19 protein-coding genes are annotated in these 20,544 nt (G+C 62.3%); 8 read left to right on the top strand and 11 right to left on the bottom strand.

Annotated features, from left to right (window positions below):
- Positions 1 to 210: 210 nt before the first annotated feature.
- The 4 genes from lpdA to EQV97_RS05535 are packed head-to-tail and all read right to left on the bottom strand — an operon-like array spanning position 211 to position 5,167.
- Complete coding sequence (lpdA, locus tag EQV97_RS05550; RefSeq protein ID WP_240888604.1) at positions 211 to 1,596, bottom strand: dihydrolipoyl dehydrogenase; 1,386 nt, start codon at positions 1,594 to 1,596, stop codon at positions 211 to 213.
- Between the two features lie 3 nt (positions 1,597 to 1,599).
- Positions 1,600 to 2,871, bottom strand: a complete 1,272-nt coding sequence (locus EQV97_RS05545; protein ID WP_240888603.1) for a dihydrolipoamide acetyltransferase family protein — start codon at positions 2,869 to 2,871, stop codon at positions 1,600 to 1,602.
- Entirely contained in the window at positions 2,872 to 3,930 is a 1,059-nt protein-coding gene (locus EQV97_RS05540; protein WP_122839592.1) for an alpha-ketoacid dehydrogenase subunit beta, read from the bottom strand.
- A 1-nt stretch (position 3,931) separates the two neighbouring features.
- Complete coding sequence (locus EQV97_RS05535) at positions 3,932 to 5,167, bottom strand: 3-methyl-2-oxobutanoate dehydrogenase (2-methylpropanoyl-transferring) subunit alpha (RefSeq protein WP_122839593.1); 1,236 nt, start codon at positions 5,165 to 5,167, stop codon at positions 3,932 to 3,934.
- 185 nt (positions 5,168 to 5,352) lie between these two features.
- Between EQV97_RS05535 and bkdR the strand changes: the two genes are divergently transcribed.
- Positions 5,353 to 5,841 carry a Bkd operon transcriptional regulator BkdR gene (gene bkdR, locus EQV97_RS05530; protein WP_122839594.1) on the top strand — a complete coding sequence of 163 codons (489 nt, stop codon included), beginning with the start codon at positions 5,353 to 5,355 and terminating at the stop codon, positions 5,839 to 5,841.
- Between the two features lie 102 nt (positions 5,842 to 5,943).
- Here bkdR and EQV97_RS05525 read toward each other — a convergent pair whose 3' ends face one another.
- Entirely contained in the window at positions 5,944 to 6,807 is an 864-nt protein-coding gene (locus EQV97_RS05525; protein WP_240888602.1) for an MBL fold metallo-hydrolase, read from the bottom strand.
- A gap of 158 nt (positions 6,808 to 6,965) precedes the next feature.
- Here EQV97_RS05525 and EQV97_RS05520 point away from each other — a divergent pair, with 158 nt between their 5' ends.
- The 4 genes from EQV97_RS05520 (at position 6,966) to nahK (ending at position 13,110) form a co-directional block, all read left to right on the top strand.
- Entirely contained in the window at positions 6,966 to 7,772 is an 807-nt protein-coding gene (locus EQV97_RS05520) for a sulfite exporter TauE/SafE family protein (protein ID WP_240888601.1), read from the top strand.
- Between the two features lie 173 nt (positions 7,773 to 7,945).
- Positions 7,946 to 9,130 carry a porin gene (locus tag EQV97_RS05515; protein ID WP_240888600.1) on the top strand — a complete coding sequence of 395 codons (1,185 nt, stop codon included), beginning with the start codon at positions 7,946 to 7,948 and terminating at the stop codon, positions 9,128 to 9,130.
- 253 nt (positions 9,131 to 9,383) lie between these two features.
- Positions 9,384 to 10,547 (top strand): nitric oxide-sensing protein NosP, encoded by a 1,164-nt coding sequence (gene nosP / locus EQV97_RS05510; RefSeq protein WP_122839597.1) that lies wholly within the window; start codon positions 9,384 to 9,386, stop codon positions 10,545 to 10,547.
- The gene (gene nahK, locus EQV97_RS05505; RefSeq protein WP_122839598.1) at positions 10,516 to 13,110 is read left to right on the top strand and encodes a hybrid sensor histidine kinase/response regulator NahK/ErcS'; all 2,595 of its coding nucleotides are present in this window, start codon (positions 10,516 to 10,518) and stop codon (positions 13,108 to 13,110) included. The genes nosP and nahK overlap by 32 nt, the downstream gene beginning before the upstream one ends.
- 78 nt (positions 13,111 to 13,188) lie before the next feature.
- On the opposite strand, the gene EQV97_RS05500 is transcribed toward nahK, so the two are convergent.
- The 6 genes from EQV97_RS05500 to EQV97_RS05475 all read right to left on the bottom strand — a co-directional run bounded on the left by EQV97_RS05500 (position 13,189) and on the right by EQV97_RS05475 (position 18,349).
- The gene (locus EQV97_RS05500) at positions 13,189 to 13,854 is read right to left on the bottom strand and encodes a response regulator transcription factor (protein ID WP_045057702.1); all 666 of its coding nucleotides are present in this window, start codon (positions 13,852 to 13,854) and stop codon (positions 13,189 to 13,191) included.
- A 56-nt stretch (positions 13,855 to 13,910) separates the two neighbouring features.
- Positions 13,911 to 14,468, bottom strand: coding sequence for a PQQ-dependent catabolism-associated CXXCW motif protein (locus tag EQV97_RS05495; protein ID WP_240888599.1), 558 nt, complete (start codon positions 14,466 to 14,468; stop codon positions 13,911 to 13,913).
- A 178-nt stretch (positions 14,469 to 14,646) separates the two neighbouring features.
- A complete protein-coding gene (locus EQV97_RS05490) occupies positions 14,647 to 15,438 on the bottom strand; it encodes an ABC transporter permease (protein ID WP_122839600.1) in 792 nt (263 codons plus the stop codon).
- Positions 15,435 to 16,166 (bottom strand): ABC transporter ATP-binding protein, encoded by a 732-nt coding sequence (locus EQV97_RS05485; RefSeq protein WP_240888598.1) that lies wholly within the window; start codon positions 16,164 to 16,166, stop codon positions 15,435 to 15,437. Before EQV97_RS05485 ends, EQV97_RS05490 begins: the two co-directional genes overlap by 4 nt.
- Positions 16,163 to 17,122, bottom strand: coding sequence for a YVTN family beta-propeller repeat protein (locus EQV97_RS05480; RefSeq protein ID WP_201148089.1), 960 nt, complete (start codon positions 17,120 to 17,122; stop codon positions 16,163 to 16,165). The genes EQV97_RS05485 and EQV97_RS05480 overlap by 4 nt, the downstream gene beginning before the upstream one ends.
- Before the next feature lie 42 nt (positions 17,123 to 17,164).
- Complete coding sequence (locus EQV97_RS05475; protein ID WP_240888597.1) at positions 17,165 to 18,349, bottom strand: ABC transporter substrate-binding protein; 1,185 nt, start codon at positions 18,347 to 18,349, stop codon at positions 17,165 to 17,167.
- A 158-nt stretch (positions 18,350 to 18,507) separates the two neighbouring features.
- On the opposite strand from EQV97_RS05475, the gene EQV97_RS28860 reads away from it, so the two are divergent.
- Genes EQV97_RS28860 through EQV97_RS05465 form a run of 3 tightly spaced genes read left to right on the top strand, consistent with a single transcriptional unit; the run spans position 18,508 to position 20,530 of the window.
- Positions 18,508 to 18,630 carry a hypothetical protein gene (locus EQV97_RS28860; protein ID WP_263868170.1) on the top strand — a complete coding sequence of 41 codons (123 nt, stop codon included), beginning with the start codon at positions 18,508 to 18,510 and terminating at the stop codon, positions 18,628 to 18,630.
- A 2-nt stretch (positions 18,631 to 18,632) separates the two neighbouring features.
- Positions 18,633 to 19,892, top strand: coding sequence for a histidine kinase (locus EQV97_RS05470; protein WP_122839604.1), 1,260 nt, complete (start codon positions 18,633 to 18,635; stop codon positions 19,890 to 19,892).
- A complete protein-coding gene (locus EQV97_RS05465; protein WP_240888596.1) occupies positions 19,892 to 20,530 on the top strand; it encodes a response regulator transcription factor in 639 nt (212 codons plus the stop codon). The genes EQV97_RS05470 and EQV97_RS05465 overlap by 1 nt, the downstream gene beginning before the upstream one ends.
- The last annotated feature ends 14 nt before the right edge of the window (positions 20,531 to 20,544 follow it).

Raw genomic sequence — 20,544 nt, 5'->3', positions numbered from 1 at the left:
GGTTCAAGGCTTCTGACGTTTTTTGGATGGGGACAACAATACTTCATTCCGGGCCTGTTTCGCAGCCCGGACTATCGGATGACAGGCAGATAAATCGAGTTGGCCTCGAGAAATCGCCAGCGGGCTAGCTCCCACAAGAGAACGCATTCCAAATGTGCGAGCCAGCCTGCTGGCGATGGGGCCATTTCTGCCGCCATCCATTGTTCTGAATTACAGATGCAACGCATGCCCCAAAGCACGCAATGCCGCTTCCTGCACCGCTTCGCCCAAGGTCGGGTGCGCATGGATGGTGCCGGCAATGTCTTCCAGGCGAGCGCCCATTTCCAGGCTCTGGCCGAACGCTGTCGATAACTCCGAAACCCCGACGCCGACCGCCTGCCAGCCGACAATCACATGATTGTCCCGACGTGCCACGACCCGCACGAAGCCGCTTTTCGATTCCAGTGTCATTGCCCGGCCATTGGCCGCGAACGGGAAACTGGAAACGATACAGTCCAGCCCGGCAGCCTTGACGTCGTCCGGGGTCTTGCCGACCACGACCAGCTCCGGGTCGGTGAAGCACACGGCGGCGATGGCGGTCGGGTTGAACTCGCGGGATTTGCCGCTGATCAGCTCGGCGACCATTTCGCCCTGAGCCATGGCGCGGTGCGCGAGCATCGGTTCGCCACTCAGGTCGCCGATGGCGTACACGTTGCGCATGCTGGTCTGGCAGCGGCCGTCGATTTTGATCGCCGCACCGTTCATGTCCAGATTCAGGGCTTCAAGGTTCCAGCCCTGGGTGTTGGGTTTGCGACCGACGGCCACCAGCACCTGATCCATTTCCAGGTTGAGCGTCGCGCCCCCCGGCTCAAGAACCTGGAGGGTATTACTAGAAGAATCAAAGCCTTGAACGCTATGTTTCAAGTAAAGCTTCACGCCCAGCTTCTTCAGTTCCTCATGCACAGGCTGGGTCAGTTCGGTGTCGTAAGCCGGCAGAATGCGCTCCTGCGCCTCGACCACACTCACGTCAGCGCCCAGTTTGCGATAGGCAATCCCCAGCTCCAGGCCGATATAACCGCCGCCAACGACAATCAGGCGCTTGGGCACCGAGGTCGGCGCCAGGGCTTGCGTCGAGCTGATGATCGGACCGCCAATCGGCAGCATCGGCAGATTCACGGTTGTGGAACCGGTGGCCAGCACCAGATGCTCGCACTGGATTCGCGTGTCACCGACCTCGACGGTTTTGCCGTCGATGACCTTGGCCCAGCCCTGAATGACCTGGACCTTGTTCTTTTTCAGCAACGCGGCAACGCCAGTGGTCAGGCGGTCAACGATACCGTCCTTCCACTCGACGCTCCTGCCGATGTCGAGGGTGGGGGCCGCCACGCTGATCCCCAAGGCCGAGTGCTGGCTATGTTGGCGGGTCTGGTGAAACTGCTCGGCGACGTGAATCAGTGCCTTGGACGGAATGCAGCCAATGTTCAGGCAGGTGCCGCCCAGGGATTGGCCTTCCACCAGGATGGTCGGGATGCCCAACTGGCCGGCACGGATCGCGGTCACGTAACCGCCAGGGCCGCCGCCGATGATCAGCAGCGTGGTGTTCAAAGTCTGATGCATGACCTACTCCACAAACAGGGTGGCGGGTTGTTCGAGCAAGCCGCGAACGGCCTGGATGAATTGCGCCGCGTCCATGCCATCGACCACGCGGTGATCGAAGGAGCTGGAGAGGTTCATCATCTTGCGGATCACGATCTGGCCTTTGACGACCATCGGGCGCTCGACGATTTTGTTCACGCCGACAATGGCCACTTCCGGCAGGTTCAGCACCGGCGTGCTGACGATACCGCCCAACGCGCCAAGGCTGGTCAGGGTAATGCTCGAGCCGGACAGCTCGTCGCGGCTGGCCTTGCCATTACGTGCAGCGCTGGCCAGGCGCGAGATTTCTGCGGCGTTGTCCCACAGGCTGCGGGCTTCGGCGTGGCACACCACCGGCACCATCAAGCCGATGTCGGCCTGGGTGGCGATGCCGACATGCACGGCACCAAGACGGGTGATGACCTGGGCTTCGTCGTCGTAGCGGGCGTTGATCTGCGGGAAATCACGCAGGGCAACTACCAGGGCGCGGACCAGGAACGGCAGCAGGGTCAGCTTGCCGCGGGTTGCGCCGTGTTTTTCGTTCAAGTGCGCGCGCAGTTCTTCCACGGCCGTGACGTCGATTTCCTCGACATAACTGAAATGGGCGGCGCGCTGGGTGGCATCCTGCATGCGCTGGGCAATCTTGCGGCGCATGCCGATCACCGGGATTTGCTCTTCGTCGTTACGCTGTGCGTACGCGGCGGTGGCGCTCGATGCGCTCGACTGACCTTGCGCCAGGTAGGCGTCGAGGTCTTCGTGCAGCACGCGACCGGCAGGGCCGGTGCCACGCACCAGGCGTAGCTGGATGCCCAGATCGAGCGCATGTTTGCGCACGGCCGGGGAGGCCAGCGGGCGTTCATCGGCCTCGCGAGCGACTATCGGGCCCTGGCAAACAGCTGCCCGTGGTGGCGCAGCGGCGACCGGTTTGTGTTCTACAGCGGCTTCGACTTTCGGCGCCGGTGCTTCTTTTACAGCGGCAATCACCGGTTGGGCCGACTCTTTGACGTTGCCCGCGCCTTCGACTTCAATGCTGATCAGGACGCTGCCGACCGCCATGACTTCCCCGGGCACGCCGCCCAGTGAAATCACCTTGCCATGCACCGGCGATGGAATATCAACCATCGCCTTGTCAGTCATGACATCGGCCAGCACCTGGTCCTCGACGACCAGGTCCCCGACCTTGACGTGCCATACCGACAATTCCACTTCTGCAATGCCTTCGCCAATGTCCGGCATCTTGATAACGTGCGTGCCCATTCAGACCTCCATAACCCGATGCAAAGCCGCGCCCACTCGGGTCGGGCCAGGGAAATACGCCCACTCTTGCGCGTGTGGGTAGGGGGTGTCCCAACCGGTGACGCGTTCGATGGGCGCTTCCAGGTAGTGGAAGCAGTGTTCCTGCACCAGGGCGGACAGTTCGGCGCCGAAACCGCAAGTGCGGGTCGCTTCGTGAACGATCACGCAACGACCGGTCTTCTTCACCGACTTGACGATGGTTTCCAGGTCCAGCGGCCACAGGCTGCGAAGGTCGATGACTTCAGCGTCGATGCCGGTTTCTTCCGCGGCAACTTGCGACACATACACCGTGGTGCCGTAGGTCAGGATGGTCACATCCTTGCCCGGGCGCGCGATGGCGGCCACGTCCAGCGGTACGGTGTAGTAGCCATCCGGCACTTGCGCCGACGGGTGTTTCGACCAAGGGGTTACGGGGCGGTCGTGATGGCCGTCGAACGGGCCGTTGTACAGGCGCTTAGGCTCCAGGAAGATTACCGGGTCATCGTTTTCGATGGACGCGATCAGCAGGCCCTTGGCGTCGTAGGGGTTGGACGGCATCACCGTGCGCAAGCCGCAGACCTGGGTGAACATCGCTTCGATGCTCTGGCTGTGGGTCTGGCCACCGTAGATGCCACCGCCGCAAGGCATGCGCAGGGTCATCGGCGCGGTGAATTCGCCCGCCGAGCGATAGCGCAGGCGCGCCGCTTCGGAAATGATCTGGTCGGAGGCCGGGTAAACGTAATCGGCAAACTGGATTTCTGCCACCGGACGCAGGCCATAGGCACCCATGCCAACGGCTACGCCGACGATGCCACTTTCGGAAATCGGCGCGTCGAACACCCGGGAGGTGCCGTATTTGGTCTGCAGGCCTTCGGTGCAACGGAACACACCGCCGAAGTAGCCGACGTCCTGGCCGAAGACCACGACGTTGTCATCACGTTCAAGCATCACATCCATGGCCGAGCGCAGGGCCTGGATCATGGTCATGGTGGTCGTGGTCATGGCGGTTTCCAGCTCGATATTGTTGTTGTGATCGTTCATGTCAGATCCCCAACTCCTGACGCTGGCGCTTCAAGTGCTCCGGCATCTCTTTGTAGACATCCTCGAACATGGTCGCGGCGCTCGGAATCTGGCCCCCGGCGAGGGTGCCGTACTTCTCGGCTTCTTTCTGCGCGGCAATGACTTCGGCTTCCAGTTCGGCGCTGACGGCGACGTGTTCCTCTTCGGACCACTGGCCAATCTTGATCAGGTGCTGCTTGAGGCGCGCAATCGGGTCGCCCAACGGGAAGCAGCTCCAGTCGTCGGCAGGACGGTATTTGGATGGATCATCGGAGGTGGAGTGCGGGCCGGCGCGGTAGGTGACCCATTCGATCATGGTTGGGCCAAGGTTGCGGCGGGCGCGTTCGGCGGCCCAGGCAGAGGCGGCGTAGACCGCGACGAAATCGTTGCCATCGACCCGCAGGGAGGCAATGCCGCAACCCACGCCACGACCGGCGAATGTCGTGGCTTCACCACCGGCAATCGCCTGGAAAGTCGAGATCGCCCACTGGTTGTTGACCACGTTGAGGATGACCGGTGCACGGTAGACGTGGGCGAAGGTGAGGGCGGTGTGGAAGTCCGACTCAGCGGTGGCGCCGTCGCCGATCCAAGCCGAGGCGATTTTGGTGTCGCCCTTGATCGCCGAGGCCATGCCCCAACCCACGCCCTGTACGAACTGGGTGGCGAGGTTGCCGGAAATGGTGAAGAAGCCGTAATCCTTGACCGAGTACATGATCGGCAGTTGGCGTCCCTTGAGCGGGTCGCGTTCGTTGGACAGCAGTTGGCAGATCAGGTCCACCAGCGGCACGTTGCGCGCCATCAGAATGCTCTGCTGGCGATACGTCGGGAAGCACATGTCGTCGACATTCAGCGCCAGGGCCTGGCCGCTGCCGATGGCTTCTTCGCCAAGGCTTTGCATGTAGAACGACATTTTCTTTTGACGCTGGGCAACCACCATGCGGTTGTCATAGATGCGCGTCTTGAGCATGGCGCGCATGCCTGTGCGCAGGATCTCGGACGGTACGCCTTCAGCCCATGGACCCAGGGCATTGCCCTGGTCGTCGAGCACGCGAATCAGGCCCTTGGCCAGGTCCGCGGTGTCGGCCGGTTCAACATCGATTGGGGGTTTGCGCACCGTGCCGGCATCGGTCAGACGCAGGTAGGAGAAGTCGGTTTTGCAGCCTGGGCGACCCGAAGGTTCGGGAACGTGCAGGCGCAGCGGTTCGTACGCTTGATTCATGGCTTCTACGCTCGATCTTGTGAATTTCTTGTAGTGAGCTGACGGTCATTCTTCTGTGGAAGAAATCTTGTCCTACAACAATCATAGGCCGGCTCAAGAAGAATATTTCTCTCTGTTTCGTTGCGCCGAAGATCATTTGAGGATAAAAAACCTGCATAAACATAAAAAACAGGTGATTTTGTCTCATGCGTAAACTGGACCGTACCGACATCGGCATTCTCAACAGCCTTCAGGAGAATGCGCGCATCACCAACGCCGACCTCGCACGCTCGGTCAACCTGTCACCCACCCCGTGTTTTAACCGGGTCAAGGCAATGGAAGAACTGGGCCTGATTCGCGAGCAGGTCACGCTGCTGGACGCCGAGCTGCTGGGGTTGCACGTCAACGTGTTCATTCACGTCAGCCTGGAAAAACAGGTGGAGGAGGCGTTGCAGCATTTCGAAGAGGCGATTTCCGATCGCCCGGAAGTGATGGAGTGCTACCTGATGGCCGGCGACCCGGATTATCTGATCCGCGTGCTGGTGCCGACCATTCAGTCGCTGGAGCGTTTCATGATGGATTTTCTGACCAAGGTGCCCGGGGTGGCGAACATCCGCTCCAGCTTTGCGCTCAAGCAGGTGCGCTACAAGACCGCGCTGCCGTTGCCGGCGAACGGGTTGACGCTGGCTACCTGAAGATCAAAAGATCGCAGGCTGCGCCAGCGCCTGCATTGTCTACATGCACCGGGGGATCTCTGTAGGAGCTGTCGAGAGAAACGAGGCTGCGATCTCTTGACGTCAAAGCCGATTTACCGGGATCTTCAAGTAGGTAACGCCATTGTCTTCCGCCGGCGGCAGATTCCCCGCCCGCACATTCACCTGAATCGCCGGCAGCAACAGGTTCGGCATGCCCAAACCGGCATCGCGCTGGTTGCGCATGGCCACAAACTCGCTTTCGTCGACGCCGTCACGCACATGAATATTGCTTCGGCGCTGCTCGCCAACCGTGGTCACGCAGCTGGGCTCGCGGCCCTCTGGCGGGTAATCGTGGCAGACGTACAAATTTACGCCGGCCGGAAACGCCAGGAGCTTCTGGATGGAAGCGAACATCTGGTTCGCGTTTCCCCCTGGAAAGTCGCAGCGGGCGGTGCCGACGTCCGGCATGAACAGTGTATCGCCCACCAGAATCAGGGTGCTGTCGACCAGATAGGCCATGTCCGCCGGGGTGTGGCCGGGCACGTGCAAGGCCGTCGCCTTGAGATTGCCGATCATGAATGACTCGTCCGGTGCAAACAGGTGATCGAACTGCGAGCCATCGGCGGCAAACCCGGGCTCCAGGTTGAACAGGCGCTTGAATACGTCCTGGACCTTGCTGATCGACTGGCCGATCGCGATCTTGCCGCCCAGTTCGCGACGCAGGTAGGGCGCCGCTGACAGGTGATCGGCATGGGCGTGGGTTTCCAGCAACCACTGCACCTGCAATTGGTGAGTACGCACAAATGCACTGATGCGATCGGCCTGGACCGTACCGGTGCGACCGGCCGCCGCGTCGTAATCCAGCACCGGGTCGACGATGGCGCAGGCACTGCCATCGCCCTCGTGGACTACGTAGCTCCAGGTCGATGAGGCAGGGTCAAGAAAAGCTTCAATCAGGGCAGGCATGTTGGCCGGTTCTTCGTTGAACAAGCGGTCAGCGTAGATTCATTTGCCCCGGATTGGCCAGCCCCTGGCAATTGGGGGAAGGAAAAATCGCGCCCTGGCTCTATCCTGTACACCATCGATACTGGGCGTTCCCGGCTCTTCATGGATTAAGATTTTTTATGCTACTGGCAATTTTTTTTGGTTGGGTGATGGGCCTGGTCCTTGGGTTGACCGGGGCGGGGGGCGGCATTCTGGCGGTGCCGGCGCTGGTATTGGGGCTCGGCCTGAGCATGACCCAGGCAGCGCCCATTGCTTTGTTTGCCGTGGGCAGTGCGGCCGCAGTGGGCGCCATCGACGGTCTGCGCCACGGGCTGGTGCGTTATCGCGCAGCGTTGCTCATTGCGCTGCTGGGGGCGATCTTTTCGCCGGTGGGGGTTTTTTTCGCTCATCAGCTTCCGGAAAAGGTCCTGATGATGCTGTTCAGCCTGCTGATGATCATGGTCGCCTGGCGCATGCTGCGTCGCGAGCGCCATGGGGAAGGGCCGAGCGACCACGGCCATGCCAACTGGGGCCAGAAAAACTGCATGCTCGACCAGCAGACCGGGCGCTTTTCCTGGACTGCCAAATGCACCGCGACCCTGGCCGCGTTGGGCGCAGTCACGGGAGTGGTGTCCGGCTTGCTCGGGGTAGGCGGCGGGTTCCTGATCGTCCCGGCGTTCAAGCAACTGACCGACGTGCAGATGCGCGGCATCGTCGCCACTTCCCTGATGGTGATCAGCCTGATCTCGGCCATCGGTGTAATCGGCGCATTCCACGCGGGAGTGCGCATCGAAGGCCTGGGCGTGAGCTTCATTATCGCCAGCATCGTCGGCATGATCATCGGTCGGCGATTCTGTGCACGGGTCCCGGCCCGGGCCCTGCAAGTCGGGTTCGCCAGCCTGTGTCTGGTCATTGCAGCCTGTATGTTGCTGCGCGCGAGCGTCTGAGCGTCTTACACCTTAAGTGGCGGGCCCAGGCGCGGGCCGGTCTTACGCCCAACTTGCCGCCTCACGCCAGCCAGTCCAAAGCACCTGCTGATCGCCCCCAAGGCAGCGTATGACGCCGCCGGTGCACTTTCGATAATCGCCTCCGACATCCAGTCCCCGCTGCGGAGCGCGTCATGCACAACAATAAGAATTTCAAGCATCGTTATTTACCTGCCTTGATCGCCAGCCTGTCGGCCCTGGGCATGAGCCCGATGGTCCAAGCCGAGATTGTGCTGTACGACAAGGACCAGACGACTTTTTCCACCGACGGTTACATCAATGCCTTTTACGTCAACAGTGATGTGGACCGCGAGGGCGAGCAGTACGACCGGCGCCAGTCGCGGGTCAAGATGGGCTTCCTGCCCAATTACCTGGGCTTCAACATGGGCAAGCAGATCGATGACCTGAAGCTCGGTGCGCGCGCTTCGTTCTGGGTGACCATCAACGACAGTGAAACCAATGGCACCGACACGGCCATCGACGTTCGCCAGTTCTACGGTACGGTCGCCAATCCCGAATGGGGCGAGGTGCTGATCGGCAAGGACTTCGGCCTGTTTGCCCGCTCCAACATCCTGCTCGACGAACTGCTCGCCGGGTACGGCCAGGTCAGCGATACCCTGGGCCTGGTGGACGGTGGCGGCGTGTCGTTCGGCAATATCGGCAGTGGTTATCCGTACCCGTTTCCCACTTCGCAGATCACCTACCGCACGCCGGTGATGGACGGTTTGCGGGTGGCGGTGGGGATCATGGACCCGGTGGACACCAACGACAGTAGCCCGACGGGCAAGGCCTACCAGGAGAACCCGCGAACCGAGAGCGAGATCACCTACCAGTTCGACCTGGCCGGTGCGCAGGTCTACAGCTGGGTCAACGGCAGCTACCAGACCTCGGACAACACTGACTCAAGCGTCGAGTCCGTGACCTCCAAGGGCGTTGGTTACGGCGTGCAGGCGAAGATGGGTGGCTTGTCGCTGACCGGTTCCGGCTTCCAGGCCAAGGGCATCAACCCGTTCTTCACCAACAACGCCGGGGAGCCGACGTTGCGCAACGTCGACAGCGACGGTTACCTGCTGCAAGGCTCTTACAAACTCGGCAAGAACCGCCTGGCACTGTCCTACGGCAAGACCAAGGACGACGGCAACGGCGTCGTCGGCAGCGGCGCGGATTACGAGACCCGCGGTATTGCGCTGTTCCATGACGTCAACAGCAACCTCAAGCTGGTGGCCGAGTACAACCAGTTCGAAATCAACGGGCACGACACCAGTGCGCAGAATGAAGACACCGATACCTTCGCGGTGGGGGCGGTGTTGACCTGGTAAGAGCAAATTCGCCTCCCTTGTAGGAGCGAGCTTGCTCGCGATGGACGCAAAGGCACCGCGTGTATGCAGGCAGTCCCCGTCATCGTTAACGTCCATCGCAAGCAAGCTCGCTCCTACAGGGGGGCGTTGTTTGGGAGATTCGGTGCGGCTCTCATCCCATCGAAGCGGCTACCCGCTACCCAAGTAGCATAGGTCGCAGCCTGCCGCGTTCGTACACTCGTGCCTCATACACGCGCACCTGCGGGAGGCGACAATGCAGCAGGTTCACAGTGATGGTGTGGTCAGTGCGATGTCCCAGGCCACCGATGCCCAGCAGGTGGCCCAGGAGCTGGCGCGGCAGTTACTGCATCCGCACCTGGGCTTCGTGCTGTTCTTCTGTTCCGCCGAATACAACCTGCAGGCGCTGGGCCAGGCGTTGCAGCAGAGCTTTGGCGGGATTCGCCTGGTCGGTTGCACCAGCGCCGGGGAAATCACCCCGCTGGGCTACGGGCGCAATTGCGTGACGGCGGTGGGGTTTGATCACCGGCACTTCTCCATCGACGCCGAGCTCATCGACGAAATGGAGCGTTTCAGCCTGATCGACGCCCAGCAGATGGTCGAGCGCCTGGTCAGCGGCTGCCGCAGAAACACCCTGGCACCGATCAAGGGCAACAGCTTCGCCCTGACCCTGCTCGATGGCTTGTCGAGTCGTGAAGAAATGGTCCTGGCTGCCCTCAGCGCCGCCTTGGGCGATATCCCGCACTTTGGTGGCTCGGCCGGTGACGACAACTATCTCACGCACACCCACGTGTATTTTGGTGGCGAGTTCCACAGCGGCGCGGCCGTGGTGGTGCTGGTCAACACCTGGCTGGATTTCGAAGTGTTCACCACCCACCACATTCTGCCCCGGGCGGAAAAACTGGTGGTGACCGGCGCCGACAGTGCGTCGCGGCGGGTCTTTGAGCTCAATGCCGAGCCCGCCGCCGAGGAATACGCCCGGCACATCGGCGTGCCGGTGGCCGAGCTCGATCACCGGATCTTCGCCGCGCACCCCTTGGCGGTGCGCATCAACGACCAGTACTACGTGCGGGCCATCCAGCAGGTTCATCCGGACCTGAGCCTGAGTTTCTACTGTGCGGTGGAAAACGGCATCGTCCTCACGGTCATGACGCCGGGGCCGATGCTGCCCAACCTGCAAGACCTGTTCGACGGCTTGCACGAGCGACTTGGCGAGCTGCTGCTGACCCTCGGCTGCGACTGTTTCCTGCGGCGCATGGAGCTGGAAAACAGCGGCAACCTGGAGCAGGTCGGGGCATTTTTGCGTGACCAGCGGGTGATGGGTTTCAACACCTACGGAGAACAATTCAATGGCATGCATATCAACCAGACCTTCACCGGCGTTGCCATTGCCCGGGGCCGCACCCCTGGACAGCGCTGAACTCCAGGCGCAACTCGCCAGCCTGCGCCACGAAAATCAAAAGCTGCAGCGGATCAACAGCGCGCTGATCGAGCGCATCGAGTCGGGCGTCACCCGGGGCAATGATCCCTACGCGGCCTTCCAGCACTCAGTGGTACTGGCCGAGCAGGTGCGTGAGCGCACCGATGCGTTGAACCAGGCCATGGCCGAGCTCAAGTCGGGCAATCACTTGCTCAGCGAAGCACGCTTGCGCGCGGAAACGGCCCACCAGCATTTGATCGACGCCATCGAGAGTATTTCCGATGCATTCGTGCTGTTCGATGCCGACCAGCGCATCGTCCTGTTCAACAGCCGCTTCAAGGCGTTCTGGATCCATAGCCGCGTGAGGATCAATGCAGGCATGCGCCTGGCCGAGGTCAAAAGGCTGATGAGCGCGACCGGGCTGTTCACCGAAGAGCCTCGTGGGCACGCCGACGAAAGCCTGTTGTATCGTCTGCAGGACGGGCGCTGGTTGCAAGTCAGCGAGCGGCCGACCCAGGAAGGCGGCCGGGTGATCCTGTTCACCGACATCACCGACGTCAAACTCAACGAGACCCTGCGCCGCGAGCAGGCGGTGGCGCAAAAATCCCACCTGTTGCAGCGTGCGGTCGACAACCTGTCCCAGGGTGTGGCGATGGTCAATGCCGACGGCGTGCTGGAATTGTGGAACCGGCGCTTCCTCGAATTGAGTGGCCTGGCGCCGGTGGCGGCCCACCGACCGTTTGCCGAGGTGATCGCCGACAGTGAACTGCACCTGCTGACCCCTGCCAGCCGCGACGTCAACGGGCGGCCGGTGCAGGAATGCGAACAGCGCCTGTACGATGGCCGGGTGCTGGAAATTCGCACTCACCCGCTGCCCACCGGCGGCTTCGTCAACACCTTCACCGACATCACCGAACGCTACCAGCACGCGGAGGCCCTGAGCGAGAGCGAGCGCTGGATTCGCCTGATCACCGACCACGTGCCGGCGCTGATCGCCTACCTCAATGCCGACCTGGTCTACGAGTTCACCAACAAGGTCTACGAACAATGGTACTGCTGGCCCCGGGGCGTGATGCTTGGCCAGAGCCTGCGCGAGGTGCACAGCGAACAACATTATCAGCGCCTGGAAGCCTATGTGGCGCGGGCCCTGGCCGGGGAGAGCGTGACGTTCGAGTTCGCCGAAACCAATATCAACAACCAGGAGCGCTACATGTTGCGCTCCTACGTGCCCAATCGGCTGGCCACCGGGGAAGTGGTGGGGATCTTCGTGTTGATCCGCGACATCACCGAGCGCCGCCGCACCGCCGAGGCGCTGCATCAGGCGTATCAGAACCTGGAGTTGCGCGTGCGTGAGCGCACGGCGGAACTGACGACCCTCAACGACCAGTTGCTGCGTGAAATCGATGAGCGTCGGCGAGTGGAGTCGCGGCTGCGCGAGGCCAAGCTCGAAGCCGAACAGGCCAACCTGTCGAAGACCAAATTTCTTGCCGCGGTCAGCCACGACCTGCTGCAACCACTGAATGCCGCGCGTCTGTTTACCAGTGCCTTGCTTGAGCGCCGGGAGCCGATGGCCAACGAAATTCTGGTGCGCAACGTCAGCAATTCCCTGGAGGACGTGGAAAACCTGCTGGGCACCCTGGTGGATATCTCCAAGCTTGATGCCGGGGTGATCAAGGCCGACATCGCGCCGTTCGCCCTCAGCGAACTGCTGGAGAACCTCGCCGCCGAGTACACCCAGGTGGCCCGCAGCGAGGGACTTGAACTGCACTTCATCGGCTGTTCGGCATTGGTGCGCAGCGACATCCAGTTGCTCGCCAGGATCCTGCGCAACCTGCTCAGCAACGCCATTCGCTATACCTACAGCGGTCGTGTGGTGCTGGGTTGCCGACGGCATCACCAGCGCTTGTCGATCGAGGTCTGGGACAGCGGCATGGGCATCGCGGAGAACCGCCTGGAGGAGATTTTCCAGGAGTTCAAGCGCGGCGATGTCCAGCGTCCGGATCAGGATCGCGGCCTGGGGCTGGGCCTGGCGATCGTGGAAAAAATTGCCGGGATACTCGGGCACCGGATTCACGTGCGTTCATGGCCGGGCAGGGGGTCGATGTTTTCTGTCGAGGTGCCGATCAGCGCGACTGCGCCCAAGGCGTTACCCAACCCGTTGATGAGTGAGCCCATGCTGGAACGCCTGCGCGGGGCACGGGTATGGGTGCTGGATAACGACGCAGCCATTTGCGCGGGCATGCGCACGTTACTGGAGGCCTGGGGGTGTGTGGTGGTCACCGCGTTGTCAGAGCAGGACCTGGCACGGCAGGTGGACAATTACCACCAGGATGCCGATCTGCTGATCGCCGATTATCATCTGGATGACGAGCAAAACGGCGTGGACGCTGTCGCCCGTATCAATGCGCGCCGGGCCTGCACGATTCCGGCCATGATGATCACCGCCAACTACAGCAACGAACTGAAACTGCAGATTCGCGAGCTGGGCCACACCCTGATGCACAAGCCGGTGCGGCCAATGAAACTGAAGACGGCGATGAGTCATTTGCTTGGCAGGCCTTGAGCCTTGAGCCTTGCGCGGGTACTGCCGGCCTCATCGCGAGCAGGCTCGCGATGGGCACGATCCGACCTTGCAGGCCACTTAACGCCGCAGATATGAGCCGAAATCTATATCCCCTGCACTCAAGATCGCCTGCACCCGGTTGTGCACATTGAGTTTGCGCAATATCGCCGACACGTGCGCCTTCACCGTGGTCTCGGCAATTTCCAGGGTGTAGGCGATCTGCTTGTTCGACTCGCCCTTGGTCATGCGCTCCAGTACCAGCAACTGCTTGCGCGTCAGCGCCTGGAGCAGTTCCGGGGGAAAGCTGGGGGTATCGTTCATCCGCCGATGGGTCCCGCTTTTCTGCGTGCGGATGATGTCTGGCGGCAGGTAGACGTTGCCGTTGAGGATCTGCTGGATGGCTTCGGTCATCTGCACCCGTGGCGAAGATTTGGTGATGAAGCCCACCGCGCCATAGGTGATGGCTTGCAGCACGATCTGCTTGTCCTGTTCGGCTGAGACAATCACTACCGGAATGGTCGGTGCCTCGTTGCGCAGGTTGATCAGGCCATTAAGGCCATGCATGCCCGGCATGTTCAGGTCGAGCAGGATCAGGTCGAGGTCGTCGTGGTCCTGGGTCAACAGCAGGGCGCTGTCCAGGTCGGCGGTTTCCATCACTTCACTGCCCGGGAATCCGTCGCTGATGACATTGTGAATGGCTTCGCGAAACAGCGGGTGATCGTCGGCAATCAGGATTTTGTACATAGCCTTTCACCTCATTATTTTGATTATGGTGGGGCAACAACACGCAGGCGTAAAGATCAGGGAAAGGGTTCGGGCTGGGCGGGTGTCACGGGCAGGTTGGCCGCCTGCCAGGCGTCCAGGCCGTCGCGGTACCAGTACAGTGTCTTATAGCCCATTGCGGCAGCGCGTTTGACCGCGTTCCAGCTCAACCAGCAGTCCGAGCGGCAGTAGAACACCAGCGGTTGTGCCTGATTACCCTGGGTCAGGGCTTCAAGGTTACGCGCGAAATACGCAGTCCAGGCCGCAGTCAGGTCACCGTCACCGGTGTTGGCCAGCCAATGGCTGCCGGGTAGATTTTCGTGGGGCTGGTCTTCGATGAATTTCCCTTGCAGCCATTGGCGGCGGTAGACGTCGATCAGCACCGGGCGCGGGGTCTGGCTCAGCAGGGCTTGCAGGGCGGCGGTGTCGATGATCGTCGCGCCCTGCGCTTGAGCCGGGGTAGGGCTGCGGTACAACCCGATGCGATAACCCTCGGCTGAGAACAACGCGGTCTCGGCGTGGGCGGTGCAAAGGAGCAGGCTCAGGGACAGCGCAGCGAGTGTGGGACGCAGAAGGCGACGTCGGGCACGGGGCATGGGGGCAATCCTTATAGTTATGGGCCCATTACATGCCAGTCGCGGTGCGTTGGGAATGCGACGATAGACAGGAAAACCAGTACTAAAGTAGTAATTTTTCCCCTGCGCACCCCGTTCCCGGTAAATGAGTGAAGCTTCCACAGTGGGTCCCTGTCGGGGTGTCGAACACGATGCAGGCTCAGGTCGATTTGCGCAGGGCCGCGTGTTGCGGGTTGAAGGTCATCACCGCGAGCAGCGCAAACACCAGGGTCAATGCAACGCAGACGGCCAGCGCCAGCGGATTGAACCGCTCATACAGCGCAAACCGCACCAATTCCACCGCATGAGTAAACGGGTTGATCGCGCACAGCCAATACAACCACTCACTCGACTCGCGCATCTTCCACAGCGGGTACAGGGCCGATGACAGGAAAAACAACGGGAAAATCACGAAGTTCATCACCCCGGCAAAATTTTCCAGCTGGCGGATGGCGTTGGACAGCAACAACCCCAGGGCGCTGAGCATCAACGCCACCAGCAGCAACGCGGGCAAGGCGACCAGCAGGCCCATGGCCGGCGGTTGCACGCCGTACACCCAGGCAATCGCCAGGAAGGCATACACCTGCAACAGCGAAATCAGCGCGGTGGCCAGCAGCTTGCTGCACAGCAGGAAGGTCCGCGGCAGCGGGCTGGTCAGCAGCACGCGCATGCTGCCCATCTCCCGGTCGTAGACCATCGACAGCGAGCCCTGCATGCCGTTGAACAGCAGGATCATGCAGGCAAGGCCCGGGATGATGTACACCTCGTAGGGGATGTAGGTGTCGTAGGGCTCGATGATCGCGATCCCCAGCGCTGCGCGGAAACCGGCGGCGAACACCAGCAGCCACAGCAAAGGCCGCACCAGCGCGCTGAGGAAACGCGTGCGTTGCAGCACAAAGCGCAGCCATTCGCGCAGCACGATGCCGCTGAAGCATTGCCAGTACGCATTCATCGTGAAGCTCCCGGGTTGGTCAGGTGCGCGAAAGCCGAACCCAGGTCGCCGCCGTGCTCAAGGCTCAGGGCATCAGCCTGACCACTGGCGACCAGGCGTCCTTGATGCAGGATCAACAGGTCGTCGCCGGCTTGCACTTCGTCGAGCAGGTGAGTGGTCCAGAGCACGCTGATCTGCTGCTCGCGGCACAGGCTGCGGATGTGCTGGTTCAGGGCCAGGCGGCTGGCTGGATCGAGGCCCGCACTGGCCTCGTCGAGCAGCAGCAGGCGCGGTTCGTGCAACAGCGCACGGGCGATTTCCACCCGACGGCGGTGCCCGCCATTGAGCTCGCGAACCCGTTCACCACGCCGCTCCGTCAGGCCCTGGCGCGCCAGCTCGGCATCGACCCGCAGCGCGGTCTGGCGGCGGCCCAGGCCATGCAACGCCGCGTGATAGCGCAGGTTCTGTTCAACGTTGAGGTCCAGGTCCAAAGTACTTTGCTGGAACACCACACCCAACTGCCTGAGGGCTGGGCGTGGCGCAGTGCGCAGTGAGCACTGACCCACGACAATGTCGCCGCGTTGCAGGTCGTAGAGTCGGGTGAGCAAGGCGATAAGCGTGGATTTGCCGGCGCCGTTGGGCCCCAGTAATGCGGCAAACCGCCCTGGCGCCAGGCTGAAACTCACCTTGCGCAACGCCTCACGCGCGCCGTAGGCAAAGCTCAGGTCACTGACCTCCAGCGCATTCATGGCGTGACCACCACGCCCCACGGATAACGTCCAACCTTGACCGACTTGCTGACTTTGAGGCTGTCGACATCGATCACCGATACGTCACCGCTGACCCCGTTAGTGGCCAGCAGCTGCTTCTGATCCGGGGTAAACGCCATCTGCCAGACTCGCCGGCCCACCAGCAGGTAATCGAGGATCTCGAAGGTCTTGGCGTCAATCACCGCCACATGATTGGCCGGGCCGAGGGCGACGAAGCCGTATTTGCCATCGGCACTGAGCTTGATGCCCACCGGCTGCACCTTGTCCGGGTGCACACCCTTGATCTGGAACGTCAGGGTCTTGAGCACCTGGCGGGTCGCCACGTCGAGAATGGTCACCGTGCCGCCGATTTCCGCCGAGGCCCACAATTGCGCACCGCTCGGGGTGAACTCGACGAAGCGCGGGCGCTGGTCTACCAGCGTGCTGTCGGCCAGGGTCTGGGTGCTGGTGTCGATCCAGTGCAGCATGTTGGTGGTTTCGCTGGTGTTGACCGCCCATTTGCCGTCGGGACTGACGGCCATGCCTTCGGGTTCGACGCCGACACTGATCTGGCCCAGCACCTTGGAGGTTTCGGTGTCGATCACCGTTACCAGCGCATCGTCTTCGTTGGAGACATACAACCAGCGATTGTTAGGGTGCAGGGCGAACTGCTCGGGGTCCTTGCCGGATGGCAGTTCCTTGATGATCTTGCGCGTGGCGACGTCCATGACCTGCACGCGATCCGAGTCGCTGGCGCAGATGTACAGCAGCTTGTTGTCGTGCGACAGCAACAGGCCCCGTGGACGCTGGCCGACGGGCAGGGTATCGGTGACCTGCAGGGTCTGCATGTCGATCAGGCTGAGGCTGTTGTCCTTCTCGTTGGAGACCCAGGCGGTGCTGGCCGCGGCATGCCCGGCGGCGAGCAGCAGGGCGCATGAGAGCAGGGTGCGGCGCATGGCGGATTCCTTTTTGTTGTTGTAGTTGTTGAACGTCAGGGGTCAGGGAAAGCGGCAGCTGACCTCGGGCTTGTCGTAGCCCAGGCTGTCCATCTCATTGAAGGGGTGCAGAAAACCTTCCTGGGGCGAGGTGCTGACCAGCGCCCGGGGTTGCACGACAGGAATGGGCTGGCGCAGTTGACCGTTCCACGGCCGATAACTGAGCTTGCGGCCCTTGAAACCGTCCAGGGGCAGTTGATCGCTGAGTTGCAGCTGACGGATTGCCAGGGGATCTGCCTGGCGCAGCTTGCTCACCGCGCTGGCGACGCTGCGCACGGCGATCCAGGCGGCAAAATCCCGGTCGTTCATCCAGCGGCCGGCCAGGGCTTCGAAACGCTTCTGCAACTGCGCGGCGCCGTAGGTTTCCACGGTTTTGTGCCAGCCCACCGGGGTCAGGCCCTGGGTGCCGGCGACGGGACGTGGGTACCAGGTCTGGTAGGGCACGTATTCACCAAAGTCGCCGCGCTCATCGGCTACCAGCACCACGTCGTACTCGGCGGTCTGGGTGAACAGTGGCATGTCGGCCTGGGCGCTGCGACGCTGGTCGTTGACGAAACTCCAGGCTTTCTCCGCCACCAGCTTCAAGCCGAAGCGTTTCGCTGCACGCCTCAGGGCTGCGGCATAGGCTTGATCGTCGGCGGTCGGGCCGACGATCAGCAGCGCCCGCTGCCATTTGCGCACCACCAGGAATTGCGCCAGGGCGTCCGCCAGCATCGCCCGGCTCGGCAGGCTGTGCAGCACGTTCGCCAGGCAGTCGGTGGTGCGCAAGCTGTCGTCGGGGCTGCCAGCGTTGAACAGCAGGCTGTCGGGCAGGGCCGCACTGAGCTGGCGCAGGCTGTCGGCAGGGACGTTCACCACGAACAACCGCAGACCTTGCTGGTGTTGCGCCTTGGCCGCCTCGAGCAGGGCTTGCGGGCTGTCGGCACTGCCGTCGACCAGGGTGTAGCTCTGGTTGAGAAAGCGCCCGGTACTGTTGCTGTCGGTGATCGCCAGTTCGGCGCCGCGCAGGCCGGCATCGACCGGTTCGGCAATGATGTTCGACAGCAAGGGACCCGGGTCGGGGCGATAGCCCAGGTAGCCGATCCGCACCTGCAACGGCGCCTCGGCGGCCCGGCTGTGAGCGGACGGCACGGCGCTGCAGGCGATCGCCAGCAGGCAGGTCAGGGCGTAGGGGGCTAGCTGGCGCATGGTGCACTCCGTTCCAGGTAGCGCCAGCATAGGAACCCGAAGGGCGATAAGAAATATGCAGAAAGTACCAGTCAGCCAGTACCAAGGTAGTAACTCCACCTGCGCGGCGCGGTTTTAGCATGGGTTGTAACAGCCACGACCTCTGGAGGCGCTCGGCCATGCGGATTTTCAAAGCGCTACTGCTGCCGTTCCTGCTGATCCTCAGCCTGATCGGCGTGGATAAACTGCACGGCCCGCGCCCCGCGACGCTGCCGGTGTTCTCCGCGACGCCGGGGCGCTAGGCATGTCGGCGCTATGGCGAATCAACCTCTGGGTCTGCGGTTTTTTCACCCTGGTGACGCTGGCGTGCACGGGCTTGCTGTTGCATCAGGCGCTGGCGGATGTGGAGCGCGAACTGCAATCGGCCCAGGCCGTGGTCGAGTACCTGAGTGAAACTGCCGAGCGCGACCCGGCCAGTTTGCAACCCGGGCTCACCCGCAGCTTGCGGCATGTGCGGGTGCGCTGGCTGGAACCCGGCGAGGCGCCTCGGGAGGGCGCTCAACATGGCCCTGACGCGTGGCTTGCCGGCGTGCTGTTTGCCCAGACGCGGCACCACGAGCGGGTGCTGGCGCTGCAGGATGGCCGTCGGGTGCAGATTGCGGTCGATCCGCGTGACGAGATCGACGAGGTCTGGGATTCCCTCCAGCAACTGTTGGCATTGTGCGGCCTTGCGCTGCTGGTGAGCCTGCTCACCATTCGCTGGGCGGTTGGCCGCGGCATGGGCCTGCTCGATGAATTACTGCGGGCCCTGCAGCAGGTGTCCGACGGCCAGCTGAAGGTGCGCCTGCCCACCGAAGGGGTCCCTGAAGCACGGCAGCTGGCGACGCATTTTAATCAGATGGCCCAGGCGCTGGAGCAGGCTTGCGCCGATAACGCGCATTTGACCCGGACCTTGCTGGCAGTGCAGGAGCAGGAGCGCACTCATCTGGCGCAGACCCTGCACGACGATCTCGGCCAGTACCTGGCGGGTATTCGCGCCCAGGCCTGTCTGCTGCGCTGGGTCGCGGACCAGCCGCAAGCAGTGGAACGCACGGTGCGCGAACTGGAACACAACTGCGAGCATCTGCAGCAAGGTTTCCGCGCCCTGGTGCAGGACCTTTACCCGGTGGTACTGCAGCACCTGCCCCTGGAGCAGGCAGTGGCTGTGCTGGTGGAGCAATGGCAAGCCCGCCAGGGCATCGAATGCCAGCTGCGGGTCAGCGTGCAGATGCCAGCGTTGTCCAGCAGCAGTAAAACTCATCTTTATCGACTGCTGCAGGAGGCCTTGACCAACATCGTGCGCCATGCCGATGCCAGCCAGGTGCGGATCCGCCTGCAGCATCAGGGTGGTCGCTTGCGTTTGCTGGTGCGTGACAATGGCCGAGGCGCACGGCAACCGCAGCAGCCGGGCGTCGGCCTGTACTCGATGTGCGAGCGCGCCCGCAGCCTGGGCGGCGAGCTGCGGATTATCAGCCATCCCGGTGCCGGTTGGGCGCTGGCCTTGAACATGCCATTGGAGGTGTGATGAATATTCTGCTGGTTGATGACCACGCCGTGGTCCGCCAGGGCTACGCGAGTTTGCTGCGCGCCCTGCTGCCAGCTTTGCAAGTGCGCGAAGCCGCCACTGGCGAAGAGGCTTTGATCCGCGTGCAGGAAGCGGTGCCGAACCTGGTGATCATGGATTTTGGCCTGCCAGGCATCAGCGGCCTGGAGACCACCCGCCGCCTGCGTCAGCGCCTGCCGCAATTGCGCGTGCTGTTTTTCAGCATGCACGATGAATTACCGCTGGTGCGCCAGGCCCTGGAAGCGGGGGCCTCGGGTTACCTGACGAAAAGCTCGGCACCTGAGGTGCTGATCGAGGCCGTGCGGCGCATCCTGGCCGGGCACGCCTATATCGAACAACCCCTGGCCACGCAACTGGCCTGCCATGCGCAACACGACGCCAGCGACCCGCGCCTGAAGAGCATGACCCAGCGCGAGCTGGAAATTTTCGTGATGCTCGCCAAGGGCACCCCGGCCAGGATAATTGCCGAGCAATTGAGCATCAGCGCCAAGACCGTCTCCAATCACCTGACTTTGCTCAAGAGCAAACTGCAGGTCAGCTCCCACGCCGAGCTGGTGCATCTGGGCATTGATATGGGAGTGGTGCGCAAAGCGGGGTGAAAGACACTCCCATT

It is taken from the genome of Pseudomonas sp. TMW22090 (assembly GCF_022496665.1).
In the GTDB taxonomy this organism is placed as follows: domain Bacteria; phylum Pseudomonadota; class Gammaproteobacteria; order Pseudomonadales; family Pseudomonadaceae; genus Aquipseudomonas; species Aquipseudomonas gregormendelii.
Note: the sequence above shows the minus strand (reverse complement) of the source record. Positions and strands in the feature narration are given on the sequence as shown.